The organism is Paenibacillus sp. 01T431 (genome assembly GCF_056398625.1).
Genome location: NZ_JBFTPT010000010.1, coordinates 268,079 through 286,189, shown reverse-complemented (window position 1 = coordinate 286,189; position 18,111 = coordinate 268,079). Strand labels below are relative to the sequence as shown.

Annotated in this window: 9 protein-coding genes; 1 reads left to right on the top strand and 8 read right to left on the bottom strand. The window is 45.0% G+C overall.

What is annotated here, in order from left to right:
- Window positions 1-196 precede the first annotated feature (196 nt).
- The 3 genes from uvrA to AC1DM9_RS19885 form a co-directional block, all read right to left on the bottom strand.
- Window positions 197-3,079 carry an excinuclease ABC subunit UvrA gene (gene uvrA, locus AC1DM9_RS19895; RefSeq protein WP_477581782.1) on the bottom strand — a complete coding sequence of 961 codons (2,883 nt, stop codon included), beginning with the start codon at window positions 3,077-3,079 and terminating at the stop codon, window positions 197-199.
- Window positions 3,080-3,098: 19 nt separating this feature from the next.
- Window positions 3,099-5,099, bottom strand: a complete 2,001-nt coding sequence (gene uvrB / locus AC1DM9_RS19890) for an excinuclease ABC subunit UvrB (RefSeq protein ID WP_430057018.1) — start codon at window positions 5,097-5,099, stop codon at window positions 3,099-3,101.
- A gap of 224 nt (window positions 5,100-5,323) precedes the next feature.
- Window positions 5,324-6,484: a response regulator gene (locus tag AC1DM9_RS19885; protein WP_477581779.1), complete on the bottom strand. Its 1,161-nt coding sequence runs from the start codon at window positions 6,482-6,484 to the stop codon at window positions 5,324-5,326.
- Window positions 6,485-6,929: 445 nt separating this feature from the next.
- On the opposite strand from AC1DM9_RS19885, the gene AC1DM9_RS19880 reads away from it, so the two are divergent.
- Entirely contained in the window at window positions 6,930-12,104 is a 5,175-nt protein-coding gene (locus tag AC1DM9_RS19880) for a SpaA isopeptide-forming pilin-related protein (RefSeq protein ID WP_477581777.1), read from the top strand.
- 86 nt (window positions 12,105-12,190) lie between these two features.
- Here the strand turns inward: AC1DM9_RS19880 and AC1DM9_RS19875 are convergent, their stop codons facing one another.
- From AC1DM9_RS19875 to ftsE, 5 genes are all read right to left on the bottom strand, one after another.
- On the bottom strand, window positions 12,191-13,486 hold the full coding sequence (locus AC1DM9_RS19875; protein WP_441874802.1) for a PDZ domain-containing protein: 1,296 nt from the start codon (window positions 13,484-13,486) through the stop codon (window positions 12,191-12,193).
- A 105-nt stretch (window positions 13,487-13,591) separates the two neighbouring features.
- Entirely contained in the window at window positions 13,592-15,049 is a 1,458-nt protein-coding gene (locus tag AC1DM9_RS19870) for a S41 family peptidase (protein ID WP_477581774.1), read from the bottom strand.
- A 182-nt stretch (window positions 15,050-15,231) separates the two neighbouring features.
- Window positions 15,232-16,491 carry a murein hydrolase activator EnvC family protein gene (locus AC1DM9_RS19865; protein ID WP_477581772.1) on the bottom strand — a complete coding sequence of 420 codons (1,260 nt, stop codon included), beginning with the start codon at window positions 16,489-16,491 and terminating at the stop codon, window positions 15,232-15,234.
- Window positions 16,492-16,503: 12 nt separating this feature from the next.
- The gene (gene ftsX, locus AC1DM9_RS19860; RefSeq protein WP_477581770.1) at window positions 16,504-17,421 is read right to left on the bottom strand and encodes a permease-like cell division protein FtsX; all 918 of its coding nucleotides are present in this window, start codon (window positions 17,419-17,421) and stop codon (window positions 16,504-16,506) included.
- A complete protein-coding gene (ftsE, locus tag AC1DM9_RS19855; protein ID WP_076266167.1) occupies window positions 17,411-18,097 on the bottom strand; it encodes a cell division ATP-binding protein FtsE in 687 nt (228 codons plus the stop codon). The genes ftsX and ftsE overlap by 11 nt, the downstream gene beginning before the upstream one ends.
- Window positions 18,098-18,111 lie beyond the last annotated feature (14 nt).

Below are 18,111 nucleotides of genomic sequence, written 5' to 3'. Positions count from 1 at the left end.
AAAACGGGAGGCTCATAAGAATTAGATCTTTGTATTTTGGAACATATTTTACTTTTTATCTGTTCACACGTTTTTTTGAGCTTCATCACTTTCATTTATTCTTAATCGTTGTTTCATTTTATTTAGGTTGAAAATATGCAAAAAAAAGAGGGAGCAAACTGAGTAAATACTCAGCTTGCTCCCTCTTTTCACTTCATTATTCGGCTGCCGCAGCAACCTTTAGATTCTCTTTATGACGCGCTGTTGTACGTTCGCGATCACGCTCAAGAATTGGTTTTAAATATTTGCCCGTATACGATTGCTCAACTTTGATAACCTGTTCCGGCGTGCCTGTTGCCACAATCATACCGCCGCCATTGCCGCCTTCTGGACCTAGATCTATCAAATAATCCGCCGTCTTAATGACGTCCAAGTTATGCTCAATAACGAGTACGGATTCACCCGAATCAACCAAGCGGTGAAGAACGGTCAACAATCTGTCGATGTCATGCACGTGCAAGCCCGTTGTTGGTTCATCCAAAATGTAAAGCGTCTTGCCCGTGGAACGACGATAAAGCTCAGCAGCCAGCTTAACGCGCTGCGCTTCACCACCTGATAATGTGGTAGCTGGTTGACCCAGCTTCATATAACCAAGACCTACATCAAGCAGCGTCTGGACTTTCCGATGAATACGAGGAATGTTCTCAAAGAATGAGCAGCCATCCTCAATGGTCATTTCCAGCACTTCCGCAATATTTTTACCTTTGTATTTCACTTCCAGCGTCTCCCGATTATATCGTTTACCTTTGCAAATCTCACAAGGCACATAGACATCAGGAAGGAAGTGCATCTCAATCTTAATGATTCCATCTCCGCGACAGGCTTCACAGCGTCCGCCCTTCACATTAAAGCTGAATCTTCCCTTCTTGTAGCCGCGTACTTTCGATTCCGTCGTACTCGCATACAAATCACGGATATCATCAAACACCCCGGTATACGTAGCTGGATTAGATCTTGGCGTTCGGCCGATTGGCGATTGGTCAATATCGATGACCTTCTCCAAATGCTCGATGCCTCGCATTTCCTTGTACTGTCCAGGACGCGTCTTCGCTTTGTTCAAATCACGCGCTAACGTTTTGTACAAAATTTCATTAACGAAGGTCGACTTCCCAGAACCCGAAACACCGGTTACCGCTGAGAATACACCAAGTGGAATCTTCACATTTACGTTTCTTAAATTGTTCTCCTTTGCGCCACGAACCTCTAACCATTTGTCGCTCGTCTTGCGGCGCTCGGAAGGCACTTCAATAAACTTGCGTCCACTCAAATATTGACCCGTCAATGAGTTTTCATTCGCCATCACTTCCTCTGGCGTACCTTCTGCAATGACCATGCCTCCGTGTATACCCGCTCCAGGCCCGATGTCGATAATATAATCGGCTGCCAGCATCGTATCCTCGTCATGCTCAACGACGATAAGCGTATTTCCAAGGTTGCGCATATGCTCAAGCGTCTCAATCAAGCGATCATTATCTCTTTGGTGCAGCCCAATGCTTGGCTCGTCCAATATATAAAGGACGCCCATAAGGCTTGAGCCGATTTGCGTTGCCAATCGAATACGCTGTGCTTCTCCGCCCGACAGTGTACCCGCTGCACGGCTTAATGACAAATACTCTAATCCTACATTCACAAGGAAACCTAGTCGGCTGTTGATCTCTTTCAAGATCAAGTTTGCGATTGCTATTTCCTTCTGAGACAGTTTTAGCGAATCAAAATACCGCTGTGCATCTCCAATAGATAAGGAGGTGACTTGGGAAATGTGCTGCGCGTTGATCGTAACCGCTAATGTTTCCTTGCGAAGACGTTGTCCCTTACAGCCTGCACATGGCTTAGCACTCATATAGTTCTCAATATGCTCGCGCATCATATCCGATGCGGTGTCTCTATAACGCCGCTCAAGGTTATGAACGATGCCTTCGAATGGAACATAAGCCTCTTTGCGATGACCAAAATCGTTCTCATATAGGAAACGAACACGCTCTCCGCCTGTTCCATATAATATCTTCTTCATCTGCTCCGGCTCAAGCTCGGATACCGGCACATCCTGCGGTATGCCATAATGCACGCAAACCGCACTTAGAAACTGCGGATAATAATTTGACGTACTGCCCGCCCAAGCAAGGAAAGCAGCATCCGCAATCGACTTGCTCATATCAGGTACGAGCAAATCTGGATCAACGATCATTTTCATGCCTAAACCATCACAATCCGGGCATGCCCCGTAAGGACTATTGAACGAGAACATGCGCGGCTCCAGCTCATCGATACTAAAACCGCATTCTGGACAAGCCAGATTTGAGCTGAATAGAAGCTCCTCCTGATCGATGATATCAACGAGCACGCGGCCCTCAGATATTTTCAGCGCAGTTTCGATTGAATCCGCAAGCCTCGTTTGAATATCTGATTTCACAACGATACGATCGACAACCACTTCGATGCTGTGCTTTTTATTTTTTTCCAACTCAATCTTCTCACTGAGCTCTCGCAATTCGCCATTCACGCGTACACGTACAAAACCTTGCTTCTGAATGTCAGCGAGCAGCTTGGTATGCTCCCCTTTGCGGCCTGAAATAAGCGGAGCCAAAATTTGCAGCTTCGTCTTCTCCGGGTATTCCATAATCCGGTCAACCATTTGCTCAACGGTCTGCGACGTTATTTCGATCCCATGCTCTGGACAATGCGGCTTGCCGATACGGGCAAATAAGAGCCGCAAATAATCATAAATTTCAGTAACTGTTCCGACCGTAGAACGCGGATTGCGGCTTGTTGTCTTCTGATCAATAGATATAGCTGGTGATAGCCCATCAATAGAATCAACATCCGGCTTTTCCATTTGCCCAAGAAATTGGCGTGCATAAGCGGATAATGATTCAACGTAACGACGCTGTCCCTCTGCATAGATGGTATCGAATGCAAGGGAAGATTTACCAGATCCGCTTAACCCCGTCAGTACCACAAATTTGTCGCGCGGAATCGTGACGTCAATGTTTTTTAGATTATGGGCGCGAGCGCCCTTCACAACTATTTTATCGCTAGCCAATCGTTTCTCCTCCTACTTCTTAGCCCATCTCGGCACGCAGTTCAAGCAGCGCATCCCGCAGTTCTGCTGCACGTTCGAACTGCAAGTTTTTTGCTGCGTCTTTCATTTCCGCTTCCAGCCTTTGAACAAGCGCCAGACGGTCTTTCTTGGTCATTTTGTCCACGCCGGCACCGGTTAAGTAGTCGGCTTTCTGCTCGGCTACCTTCGTCGCTTCAATTACATCGTGAACCTTTTTCTTTATCGTTTGCGGTGTAACGCCGTGTTTCTCGTTGTATGCCAGCTGAATGGTACGGCGGCGCTCTGTTTCTTTGATCGCGCGATCCATAGAATCGGTAATCTTATCACCGTACATGATGACGCGCCCTTCACTGTTTCTCGCCGCACGTCCGATCGTTTGAATAAGCGCACGATCCGACCGAAGGAAACCTTCTTTGTCCGCATCGAGAATTGTAACGAGCGATACCTCAGGCAAATCAAGGCCCTCTCGAAGCAGGTTGATTCCAATGAGCACGTGGAAAACGCCGAGCCTAAGGTCACGCAATATGGCCAATCGCTCCAACGTCTTAATATCGGAATGGAGATATCTTACCTTAATGCCTATCTCCTTCATATAATCAGTTAAATCCTCTGACATCTTCTTCGTCAGCGTTGTAACAAGAACCCGTTCGTCCTTCGCAATGCGATCCCGAATCTCGTTCAGCAAGTCATCGATTTGTCCCTTCGTTGGGCGGACATCAATAATCGGATCAATCAGACCAGTAGGACGAATAATTTGTTCGATCATTTTGTCGGTATGCTCAATCTCGTATGGACCTGGCGTTGCGGATACATAAACGAGCTGCTTGGCCTTCGCCTCGAACTCCTCGAAGCGCAGCGGCCTGTTATCCATCGCTGACGGAAGGCGGAAGCCATGATTTACGAGCATCTCTTTACGCGCCCGGTCACCATTATACATCGCTCGAATCTGTGGCAGCGACACATGGGACTCATCAATAACAATAACCATATCATCAGGGAAATAATCAAGCAGCGTATAAGGCGTTGCCCCGCGCTCTCTAAAAGTGAGCGGCCCCGAATAGTTCTCAATGCCTGAGCAAAAGCCCATCTCCGCCATCATTTCCAAGTCATAGCGCGTCCGCTGCTCCAGCCGCTGTGCTTCGAGCAGCTTGCCTGCTTCGCGGAGCTCGGCGAGTCGTTCCTCCAGCTCCCTCTCAATATTGACGAGCGCTACCTTCATCGTCTCTTCTTGAGTAACGAAGTGAGAAGCAGGGAAAATGGCAATATGATCGCGTTCGCCAATGATTTCGCCGGTGAGCACATCAATTTCTGAAATGCGCTCAATCTCATCACCAAAGAGCTCTACACGAATAGCCCGCTCATTATTGGCGACTGGGAAGATCTCAACAATGTCGCCGCGAACACGGAACGTTCCGCGTGTAAAGCTGATATCGTTGCGCTGATATTGAATATCGACCAGCTTATGCAGAATCGCATCCCGCGACTTCTCCATCCCTACACGGAGCGAAAGCACGAGGCCGCCGTATTCCGTCGGAGATCCGAGACCGTAAATACAGGAAACGCTCGCTACGATGATCACATCACGGCGTTCAAACAAAGAGCTCGTCGCTGAATGTCGAAGCTTATCGATCTCATCGTTTATGCTGGAGTCCTTCTCAATAAACGTATCGGTTGAAGGGATGTATGCTTCCGGCTGATAATAATCATAGTAGCTCACAAAATACTCTACTGCATTGTCAGGGAAAAAAGTTTTGAACTCACTGCACAGCTGTGCGGCCAGCGTCTTATTATGGGCAATTACAAGCGTTGGTCGGTTTAGCTCCTCGATCATGTTCGCGATTGTGTACGTCTTGCCTGTACCCGTTGCTCCCAGAAGCGTCTGATGTCTCTTACCTGCATGAATACCTTCTATAAGCTGTTCGATTGCCTTTGGTTGATCGCCTTGCGGCGTATAATCCGATTTTAACTCAAACAGCCTTGTTTCTTTTGCGAGCTCACTCACGCCTATCATCCACCCCCATCATTCCGAAATATATGCTCTTATCATTATAGTCAAATATAGTCATTTCATTTCATTTGATATTTCAAAATAAGAATGTTTGTTCCCATCTATTATAACGTTATCCTTAAAGTCGCGCAACGTCGGAAAACAAAAAAAGAATACGTACAGCATAGTCAGTTGTTCGCCTGCGCTGATGTATTCTCATTTATGCCGTTGTTCCTCTTTCATAAAAGCATTTCCTTGCCGTTTTTCTTCTCCTGCCATTGCTTGTACCACTCCGTCACCTGCAAAGGAACGGTAAGTCCCAGATCATTTTCTATCGTTTGAAGAAGGCGCTCATAGTGGAAAGTCACCTTATCGTAACAGCCCAGCTCATCATAAAGCTTCATCACGATCAGCCCCTCCTCCTCCTGGTAAGGGTCCATCGTTTGTATTCTTTCATACAATTGCAATGCATCGCTTGTTCGATCGCCGCGCTCCAAATAATAAGCAGCTAACATCCTCGCCAAACTCAGCCATAACTGACGCAAACGCTCTCGCTCATACTCCGCCCATAGATATCCGTAATCCTGTAAATAGTCGCCCTCATATTCACCTAGCAGCCGCAAAGCCTGATCCTGATCCTCAGAAATCGAACCGCTAAGCTTAACCATTCCTTGCTCCCACCGCTCCAAATCTAGAACGACTTGTCCCATATCGAGAATATAACCTTCTTGAATACTGGAATTATGAATCGCTATGTTCATGTTCATTTTCTGAAGGCATTGCCTAATTTGATAGATAGCCGTGTACAGCTGTGTCATCGCTCGCTTCATATCCATCTCTGGAAAAAATAAATCGAGCAGTATCGACTTGTGTGCAATTTGCCCGCGGTGATGCAGCAGATAACAAAAAAGCTCCTGGGCTTTAGCCGTTCGCCATTTCGGCAGCTCTGGAGGCTGTCCATGGGAGGATTGAAAACGCAGCGTTTTAAAACAATAAACGGTCTGCTCCTGCTTCTCGATTTCTTTCGACAACGGTTTTGTGCTCCTGCGCTTTAATAAACGTTCGATTGTTATCTCAACGCGCGATTTCTGAAGCGGTTTTAACAGATAATCAACTGCATTCAGCTCAAATGCCTTTATCGCATATTCATCATGCGCCGTGACAAAAACAATATCTGCTTGAGGACATATTTCTTGAATAAGCTCAGCTGCTTGAATGCCAGATAATTCAGGCATATGGATATCTAGAAAAACAACATCAGGCTGCAGCTCACTCGCCTGCTCCACTGCTTGTTTTGGATTTTGAAACACATCAATGCTCGTTATTTCCATCGATTGGCGGAGCACCCGCTCCAATTGAACGAGAGCCAGTCTTTCATCATCGATTACAAGAACCCTCATTTTTCTACACTCCTATCACATTCACAATCATCCAAATTTATTTACAATTAGAAATTTTCGTTTATCTATTTTCATATCGGCTTTTTTCTCAAAATCATTCATGCTTTTGTAACTATATATGAGTAAAAAGACCTAACTTGTTCAGAAATTGTATAGTACTGTTCTATAGAATAAGAACTATGTTGGAATAGATCGTAATATGCCGAAATCGTGTACGGTTACCATGCATTTTTAACAAAAAATGCCATCAAGTACTCCTACCTCTCTGTCAGGTCGGCGCTTTTCTCGCAAAGCACCCTTATATACATAACTCTCCCAACTAACAGCAGGCCGATCACTACATGAAGCTCATTTTAATAAAGAAAGGAATGATGTTTTGCTGCTAGCTCCAAATAACTAGAAATAAATGAATACTCGAGCATTTTAAGATGGAGGATACCAAGAAATGAGAAAAAAGACAACCGCACTCATGATCGCTTTTTTGCTAATTTTTCAATACGTAAACTTTGCCGGTATTTTGAAGCCGGTAGAGGCAGCTGCTATTAATGATAATATTATTACTAAAATGACTTTGACTAACACGGCTACACCTAATTCAGTTATCGCTTCAGTTTATAATTCTGTTTATTATGTCAATCCAGAAATCCGTGTCAACCTCGACAAAGATATTCTCTCATTAAACTACGAGTGGGAGCTTCCCGAAAACCATAAGTACACAGAAAGTGATCAGTTCATATTTGATCTGCCTGCGGAACTAGTCATGTATAGCGGGAATATTACCGAGAAAGCCCTGAGTGCTCCAAATGGTGAACCTAGCGTCGGAACCTATAAGTTAGAAGGGCGAACGGTTACCGTCACGTTTAATGAGTATATCAAAGGGGGGGCACCTGCTTCTGGAACGCTCAGTTTCTGGAGTTTTTTCACAAAAGTAAGCGTCGGCAACCAAACGGAAGTACCTATAAAATTTAATATCGGCGATACCATCACCATTCCGATTGCACCTAAAGGTGTAACATCTCCAATTAGCAAAAAGGGAACACCGGATAAGAGTTTTAATGCTGAGAACATTACTTGGACAGTTGATGTGAACAAGGATCTCAAAAAAGTTAACGGAGCCGTTGTCACGGATACGATTCCTGCTGGTCTAACTTTTACGCCGGGCTCGCTCAAGGTTTACAAAATGACTTCAGACACCGATGGTGTCCTGTCTAATCCAATACTACAAAATGCGCCTGCTGACTATCAAGTGACTGCACCCGTTTCACCTGATAATAAATTGCAGCTAGACTTAGGAAATATAAATTCGGTTTATCGCATTGTATTTGATACAGCTGTTACCGACATCACAAAAGCAAATTTCAAAAATACAGCCACATTAAAGGGCAGCAATATTACCGATGTTTCTGCTTCAGACACGATAACGAACAGCCGCGGCAAGCTGCTTGAGAAGTCAGGCACTTATAATGAAACGGCTCAAGCCATCGATTGGACCATTAAATACAATTTTGGCGAAGATACGATAGCAAGCGCTGTTTTGACTGATTTGTTCGATAAAGGCCATGAGCTTGTACCAGGTTCCATTAAAGTATTCCCTGTGGCCGATCCGGTTGCTGGCACGCCAGGAACTGAAATACCGTCGACTGACTATACTCTGGACTATGATGTAAGCAGCCATCCAAAAAATCTAAACACCAAGAACGGTTTCAAGCTGTCCTTTAATAACCCAATCACTGGCGCTTATAAAATAACATACCAAACCAAGCCAGTTGGCAATTTGTATGACGATAAAGCAATTAAAAATACGGTTTATTCGGATAGTAAAGAATCCAATACGGTCACCGTAGATGTTAAGCAGCATTTTTTGCATAAAACAAATAGTAATGCTAACTACAAAGATAGAACGATAGACTGGAATGTTGAAATCAATAGAGACAAATATAATTTGTTTGGTCTGAAATTTGAAGATACTTTCGTCAGCGGCGGCTTAAAGCTTGTACCTGGCACCTTGGTCGTCAAGCAAAATGGTATTGTCGTGAATAGTCCGCTTTATACCATCACGTATGATCCAGCCGGTGCAACTGACACTACAAACGGCTTCAAAATCAATTTTCCAGATGGCGATGCTACCTACACTATCACATATACAACAAAGTATGACTATACGGATGGAGCCTATTTCGCTAATACAAATTTCTCTTTCAAAAATACGGGCAAACTGATCTGGAAAGAGACTGCTATTGGATCAGAGAAAAATCAATCCGAAACTTCAACTTTTACGCCTAACAAGAGTACACAGGACAACGGCTTCAAGAATGGCAGCTATAATGCCACAGACAAAAAAATTACATGGAACATCGGCATTAACTACAATAGCAAAACAATTGCCAATGCCGTCGTAACAGATACGCTGGAATCGGTACAGCAGCTCGTGGCTGGATCGATTGAAGTACGCAAGCTGACTGTGAACAGCAATGGCTCTACGACCCCTGGTGCACTGGTTGCTCCCTTAGGCAATTACAGCGTTGTACTTCCAACGACCGCCAACAATAACCAATGGCAGATTGCATTTACTAATCCAATTACTGAGCCTTACCTCATCACATTCAAAACGGATGTGGATGGAAAAGTGCTTGGAGCAACGGAAAAAACAATTAACAATCATGCTTATTTAAGCGGTACTGGTTATACAACGAAGGATCTTACTGCTTCCGTGACGATACCAAAAGCCGGTGAATATGTATTCAAAGAAGGTCAGCAAAACGATGACTCCGTCAATTGGACGATTTATATTAACCGCGGTCAGTCCACTGTTGACGAAGCAAAAATTTATGATGTGCCTAGCAAAAAACAAACGCTTGTCAAAGAATCATTTAAGCTCTATCTTACAAGCGTAAATAGCAACGGCAATGTAACCAAAACCGGTTCGGCTATTAGCCCTACAGATCCGGTTCATGGCTATAAACTAACTTTCAAGGAAAATACGGATCCAGCTATTTCAAGCGATGAGACATTTGAGCTCAGCTTCAACAATGAAATATCCAAACCTTATATTCTTGAATACCAATCCATTATTGATGCTAAAGACAAAGAAACCATTTCAAATACGATTACTTTCACTGGTGCTGGAGGTATTTCCAAGCCCGTTGACAATGCGACAGAGGTGAAAATAGCATTATCCGGCGGAGAAGGCACTGGCAGTATCTATAAAGGCGATTTAAAGGTAGTCAAAGTTGACAAAGTTGATCCAACGCTCAAGCTGTCCGGCGCTGTTTTTGAACTAACTCGCAATTCGACCGGCGGTGTAATCGCACCATCTAAAAACGCTAATGGCGAGCTTGAATATAACGGCTTGCGTTACGGTAAATACACTTTGAAAGAGAAAAGTGCACCAGCTGGCTACGCAATTGATGGTACAGGCATCTACGAGGTAACGATCAATTCAACGACCGTTCCTGTCGTGAAGGAAATCAAAAACGCGAAGCTTTTAGGCAGCTTGGAAGTAACCAAAGTTGACTCCGCTAATGCAGCAACTGTTCTTGCTGGAGCGACGTTCGAGCTTTTCAATAGCGCTAATGTAAGCCAAGGTACGCAAACAACAGCCGCAAACGGCAAAGCAACTTTCACTGGCCATCCATATGGCAGCTATGTACTGAAAGAAGTTTCAGCACCTGCCGGCTATAGCATCATCGGAAACGGTGAAGTGAATGTTACGATTAATGCTTCTGTTGTTACGAAACAAGTGGGAAATACAAAGCTATTTGGTACTTTGGAAGTCACTAAAGTAGACAGCGCAAATCCTGCAATCGTTCTTACGGGAGCAACATTCGAGCTGTTCAACAGTGCCAATGTAAGCTTGGGTCAAAAGACGACAGACACTAGCGGCAAAGTATCTTTTACTGGCCTTTCTTACGGCACTTATGTACTAAAAGAAGTTTCAGCACCTGCAGACTACAAAATAATGGGCAGCGGCGAAGTGAATGTGACCATTAATGCAGCTGTAGTATCTGAAAAAGTGAAAAATGAAAAGCTAGAAGGCAGCCTTGAAGTAACCAAGGTAGACAATGATCATACGTCAATCGTTCTTGCCGGAGCTACGTTCGAGCTTTTCAATAGCGCGAATGTAAGCATGGGCAAACAAACAACGGCTGCAAACGGAAAAGCAGTATTCACGGCTCTTCCTTACGGCAGCTACGTGCTGAAGGAAATCTCGGCACCTTATGGCTACAGCATCATCGGCAACGGTGAAGTAAATGTTACGATTAATGCGTCTACTGTATCAAAAGAAGTTAAAAATATTCAGCTGCTAGGAACCTTGGAGTTAACGAAAGTAGACAATGATAATACTGCCATTGTTCTTGCTGGAGCTACATTTGAGCTATTCAACAGCGCCAATGTCAGCCTAGGCAAAAAAACAACTGATTCAACTGGCAATCTATCTTTCACTGGTCTTCCTTATGGCAGTTACGTGCTGAAAGAAATCTCAGCACCTGTCAATTATGGCATCATCGGCAGCGGTGAATTAAGCGTTGTGATTAATGCCTCTACTGTAAGCAAAGAAGTGAAAAATGCTAAGCTGCTCGGAACCTTGGAAGTCACTAAAGTAGATTACGATAATACTACGGTCGTTCTTGCTGGGGCTACGTTTGAGCTATTCAACAGCGCTAATGTAAGCTTAGGCAAACAAACAACATCTTCTAACGGTAAAATATCATTCACAGATCTTCCTTACGGCAGCTATGTGCTGAAGGAAATCTCAGCTCCATCAGGATACAGCATGATTGGCAACGGTGAAGTAAACGTAACGATTAATGCGCCATCTGTATCTAAAGAGATCAAAAATACAAGAGATCCTCTTGGCAGACTGGAAGTAACCAAAGTAGACAGTGCGAATACAACAATCGTTCTTGCTGGCGCTACATTTGAATTGTACAGCACCTCTAATGTGAGCTATGGCAAACAAACGACGGCTGCAAATGGCAAAGTATCCTTCACTGGACTTCCTCTTGGCAGCTATGTATTGAAGGAAATCTCAGCGCCTGCTGGTTACAGCATAATCGGCAGCGGCGAAGTAAGTGTCACTATCAACTCTACATCTGGAAATTCGGTCACAGTTAAAAATAACAAAGTAATTGTGCCAACACCGACGCCAACGATAGTTCCGACACCTACACCAAAACCAACGACAACGCCGAAGCCGACGACAACACCAGTTGCGACGCCTGCTCCGACTACTTCTACAGAAAAGGAAGTTACGGAAGTAGACAAACCAGTTGAAGGTGAAGTAGAAGTCCCTGATGGCAGCGTGCCTGTTGGAGGCGTAAAGCCTGATCATGGTAAAGTTGTCATTACACCAGATGGCAAATGGGTTTACACTCCTGACCCTGGATTTAAAGGAAAAGATACATTCTCTATCATCGTTAAAGATAAAGATGGCAATGAAGAAGAAATCTTCTTCGAAATCGATGTAGAGGAACCGCCTCGCGGCGGAATCACAACACCAGACGTTCCTGTATTGCCTAAAACAGGCGAGAACAGCTACCTGCTTATGCAACTGCTAGGTCTAGCTATGATCGTTGTTGGTGTTTCGACAATTGTGGTCAAAAGAAGAACAAGACGCTAAGTGACTAAAACGATGCAAAAAAGGTGAATCAGGAATATCCTGATTCACCTTTTTGTTATTTCGAGCCTTTTTATTTCGAGCTATAACTAGCTGTCCATTCTCTCCGCCTGCGCATCGCGCCGATTAGAAGCATGATAGCTGCGCAGCAGCTGCAGCAACGACGCTGGCCCAGCCGATGCATAATAGTTGGCTTGTTCATCGGGAGCTAGAATGACCCCGAGCTGATGGTGCTCACCAGCAAATCGCGCCCGTTGCACAAATTTTAATTCACCTTCAAGATTTAATACTTCCAGCTTGCAAAATGCGGAGTTTTGAACAAGTGCTTCATAAAGGTCTTCTTTTGTCCGCACACGCACACCATTAACCTTATGCAAAATCTCACCTGTCAAAAGCCCCATTAATGCCGCTGGAGTGCCAGGCACGATTCCCAATATTCGCAGCCCGCGTGAGTCATGCACATATAATGGCGATAAAGCTGCTTCTCTCGCCCGGCTTCTCCATATAATGGCCTCATGCAGCAGCAGTGAAACCAGTGCAGCAAGCGGCAGCAGCATAGGCTGCCACCAAGCCAGAATTGCAGCGCCAGCTAAGCATATACTGTACAGCAGCAGCCCTTTCGAGGCATGCTTCGCTTTTTCACTCGGCAATAATGAACGTGTCATTTCCGTAAATCCGATAATCATAGGCAATGCTACGAACGACCAGCCTTGCGACCAATCTGCTCCAAATAATGGTGTCCACGGCAATGCCGTCATAGATGATCCGCTCGCCCCTGTCGGTACCAGCATAAGCAGCGGAACTGGCCAAAAGCCCTGCAGCATATAGCCGCCAACGAGCTTTCCACGTTTACCCTCAAGAAATAATGGCGTCGATAATCGATCACCTTGCCAGCGAACAAGAACGGCTTCTGCAAGATGAAGCAGCGCAACGAGCACAAGCAAACCAACAGCATCAATTCCTGCAAGGGAGACAGCCAATGACCCGAGCCAATCCGTCCGCTCCGTAAGCGTTGTCCACCCGAACAGCCACTGAAGTAGAGTAATGACTCCTGCACTGTACGCAAAACATAAGTATCTAATTCGAATCAGCATTAAGATAGCCGCAACTGCCCAAAGCCAAAGAACAGCTTCTCCTGTCAACGATACGCCAACGAATGCTCCTGCAATGGAAACCGCTACACCAATCAAAAGACCCGTTAACATCGCCTTAAAAACCAAGCTTGGCCAATGATGCAGCTTTACTGCAAACATCTGCCTCTCCACCCGTATTTGCCTTGTATACTGTAAAATGATGAATAACACCGCAATATAATAAAATGGCTGTGCAACTAATTGGACAGCCGCTTGCCCGAGCATTTCCAATAACTCGATCGCCGTTTCCAAAGCTAACACTCCTTCGCTCGTTCCCCATATCCTTATAATCATAAAAAAATAAAAGGCCGACCCTGTTAAACAGAGTCAACCTCTTATTCATTCGACATGCGCGTATTATTTCCTGCCTACAGCCTTAATTGCTTCAAGCAGCTGCTTATCATTCTTTTTATCCTGAATCCATTTAATGACTTCCTTCTCAAGCGTTTCACCCGTTTGCTTATCGACCTGTCCCGTGGCCGGCAAGCTATGCTCGGATTGGAATTTCTTAACGGCTTCTGCCGTCTCCGCTCCGAAGTAACCATCCTCACGCTTTGGTTGGTATCCAAGACCATGCAGCATAATTTGAACGCTCCGTACTTGTTCGCCCAGCATATCCTGCTTTAACGTCTCGGAAAGGGTAAGTCTTGCAACGGTATACAAATCCGGCGGCTGCACCGTAAGATCGGGTTTTATGCCATTTTCGTGAATCCAATTGCCCTTAGGCGTTAACCATTTGGCTATGGTCATCTTGAGCAGGCTTCCGTCGCCAAGCGCTTTGTTGTAGCTTACTTGCACAGTTCCTTTGCCAAAGGAAGTTTCGCCAACGAGCTTCGCTCCAGCGCTTTCCTGCAAAGCTCCTGCCAATATTTCCGACGCGCTTGCGCTCCCCTTATTCATAAGAACCGCTATAGGGTACGTTTTTCCTTGTCCCTTCGACAGCGTTTTTTCCCGGTTTCCTTCACGGTCCTCTACCTGTACGACAGTCGTACCTTTGGCTAGGAAGGTTTGGGATATCTCTACAACAACAGGAAGGACGCCCCCAGGATTGTTACGCACATCAAGAACAAGCCCCTTCATCCCTTGCTCCTCCAGCTTCGCGAGCTCCTGCTTAAACCGCTCTGCTGTATGCAGTGAAAATTGTCTGATTTCAATGACGCCTGTACCATCCGGCTGCAAGCTTCCATATACCGTTTCCACATCGATATCGTCGCGAATGAGCACGAGCTGGATCGGATCAGAAAAGCCGACACGCTGTACTTGAATTTTCGCTTTGGTTCCTTTTGGACCACGAATCTTCGCTACCGCATCCTGCAAATTCAGTCCATCGAGCTTAGCACCGTTAACCGATAGCAAAATATCCTTCGCTAATAGGCCAGAACGCTCTGCCGGCGAGCCTTTAATCGGAGAAACGACGACAACCCGTCCATTTTCAAGCGTAACCTCTGCTCCGATACCTGTAAACGAGCCTTCGATCGATTCCGAAAAGTGCTTAGCTACGTCCTTCTCCATGTAAACGGAATAGGGATCATCCAGCGACGACATCATTCCGCTTACAGCACCATCAAGCAGCTCCATGCGATCGACCTTCTGATAATATTTTGTTTCAATTAATTCCAGCACCGCATTAAGCTTCGTCAGCTCTTCTTTTTTAAGCCTGAAGCGATCACCGTCATCAGCTGCCGCTGCTGAAAGAGCAGGCGCTGCTGGCTTGTCCGGTTTAATCATTTGGTCCGCGATCGTTAGCGTAACGAGTACGGATGCAATCATCGTTAGCATAACGAACGCGAATACTGTCCGTCCTTTGAAATGCACCTGTCTACACCACCTTCTCATCTTACACGGTCTTAGATTTAAGACCACACTAGTATATGACAAGCCGCTTACAATTATTTGCATTATTCGGTAAAAATGATCACTTTATCATTTATTTTATGTTTGATTTTAAACAAGGCAGCCACAGGGGCTGCCTCTTGATGTATTTTATGAAAGATTGCCTATTTTAAATATCCGCCTGGATTAACAGGAGTTTGGTTTTTACGCACTTCGAAATGTAAATGCGGTCCCGTTGAATTGCCTGTACTGCCAACCTCAGCAATTTTCTGGCCTTTCTTGACGGTTTCACCTTTTTCAACTTTGATTCCACCATTACGAATATGTCCGTAAAGCGTCCACAAGCCATTACCATGGTCAATAATGACACAATTTCCGTATGTGCTCCACTTTTGGGCTACGAGTACAACACCGTCTTCCGCTGCGAAAATATCTGTTCCCTGCGGTGCTGCAAAATCCGTTCCTGTATGGGTGTGCGTTTTACCTGTAATCGGATGAACCCGTGTGCCAAAGCTTGAGCTTACGCGATAGTTATCCCTTATCGGCATACCCAGCTTACCGCCCGTATACGGATTCGATATTTTGTTTTTCTCTGCATTCAACTTCGATACTTTCGCAGCAAGCGCCATAAGCAGCTCCTCTTGCTCCTTGCTGATGCCCTCGAGCTCCTCTAGCGTGGAGTCGATTTGTACAAGCTTATTGTCCAGTTGCTTGATATTGCTATTGAAGCTCGCTATCATAACTTCCTTCTCTTGCTCTTTCTTCACAAGATGAGCTTCATACTGCTCCAGCTTCTCATAAAGCTTTTTCACTTCAGCAAATTGCTTCTCTACTTCTACTTTCTTCAGAGCAACAAGCTCCTTCTCTTCTCTTTGCTCCGCCAGAATATCTCGATCCTGCGACAGAATGGATTGAAGGGCATCGAATCGATCAATAAAGTCTGTAAAGCTAGTCGCGCTCAGAAGTACGTCCATGTAAGATACAAAACCGTTCGTATACATAAGACGCATGCGAGATTGCAGCAGCTCATCGCGTGTCACTACACGCTCTTCAGCCTGCTCCAGCTCAAGACCAGTCTGCAGCAATTCCTCTTCCTTGGCATCGCTTTGCGCTTGCATTTTTGTTTTGTTGATGACGACATTATCAATCTCTGCCATCAAATTAGCAATAGAAGCTTCCGCTTCTGATTTCTGACCAAGAATATTTACCTTCTCATTCTCTGCTGTCTTAGCCTGATTATGAGCATTAGCGGCCTGGCGCTCAGCTTTAGCTGCGCGTTTCTCTGCTTCCTTCATTTCCGCCTTAGCGGCAGCTATTTGTTTCTTTATTTCGCTAAGAGAAGCAGCTTCTCCTCCTGTTGGTTGCATGACAAACACCGCAAGCATTATCGTAACTGTGAATAACAGCCATTTCCTCTTCTTCACTTTCGCATCCTCCTACACTTTCAAATACTTTCGTATCGAGATCGTGCTGCCCCAAATGCCGATTAATGTTCCGAGTACGATGAGCAGCGTGGCAGTCAGCATTCCTGACTCCTCTACCGTGACAAGCTTAATCATCATTAGCGATAATTCCATTTGCGTAAATTTCACAAGCTGTGAATAACCTACGAGCACAGCTACTGTTGTTATAACCGAGCTAATAATTCCAATTAGTGCACCTTCAATGAAAAACGGCCAGCGAATAAATGAATTCGTCGCGCCAACCAGCTTCATAATGCCAATTTCTCTGCGTCTTGCGATAATGGTCATTTTGATCGTGTTCGAGATCAGGAACATTGCTGTTACGGATAGACCTACAACAACGACGATACCTATGTAACGCAAAGCATTCGTAATTTTGAAAAGAGTCTCGACCGTGCCTTGTCCATATTTGATTTTGGCAATCGGTATAAGTTCATCTGCTTTATTGATCGCATCGATCTGTTTTGCTGCATCCTCGATCGATTGCGGCTCATAAACCTCTACCGTAAATGAATCCGGCAGCGGATTTTTTTCCTTCTCATAACCATCCAGCAAATCCTTGTTTTCATCACCAAGGTTTTTACGAAGCAGCTCTAGTCCCTCTGCTTTAGACACAAATGTTACTTGCTTTACCTCTGTTAAATTGCCGATTTTGTTCTGAAGCTCTGTTATCTTCGCTTTGTCTACATTTAGCTGTAGGAACACACGAATTTGCACTTGACTCTCGATCTGTGCCGCCATGGAATTGACGTTGAGTGCGAGCAATAAAAACACGCCAAGAATGAACAAGGATATAAATATCGAGCTTACTGAAGCAAACGACATCCAGCCATTTCTAATGATGTTTTTGGCGCCTTCTCGCAGATGACGGAGTATAGTTCTAAGCTTCATAGCCGTACTCCCCTCTAGCCTCGTCACGTACGATATTGCCGTTCTCGATTGCAATGACGCGCTTGCGTATGGAGTTAACGATATCTTTATTGTGGGTAGCCATAACGATGGTTGCACCGCGGAAGTTGATTTCCTCTAGCAAGTTCATAATGCCCAGCGACGTTTCCGGGTCCAAGTTGCCTGTGGGCTCGTCCGCTACGATAACAGATGGGTTATTTACAATCGCTCGTGCAATCGATACACGCTGCTGCTCACCGCCCGACAACTGTGCCGGCAGGCTTGCATGCTTATGCTTCAGTCCTACGAGCTCAAGCACTTCCATCGTTCGCCTCTTAATGACGCGGGTTGGGGCTTCTATAACCTCCATGGCAAATGCAACGTTTTCAAATACGGTTAATTTGGGTAATAGTCTAAAGTCCTGAAAAATAACGCCAATATTTCGTCGAACAAATGGGATTTTTCGCGGCTTCAACTTTCCTATATTAAATCCATTAACAGAAATCTGTCCTTTTGTCGGTACTTCCTCACGATAGATCAACTTCATAAATGTTGACTTACCTGCACCAGATGGTCCTACTAGATAAACAAACTCGTTGCGATCTATACGAACAGAGACGCCTTTTAACGCATGCGTTCCGTCGGTGTACGTTTTCCATATGTCTTGCATCTCAATCACATTATCACATCCTG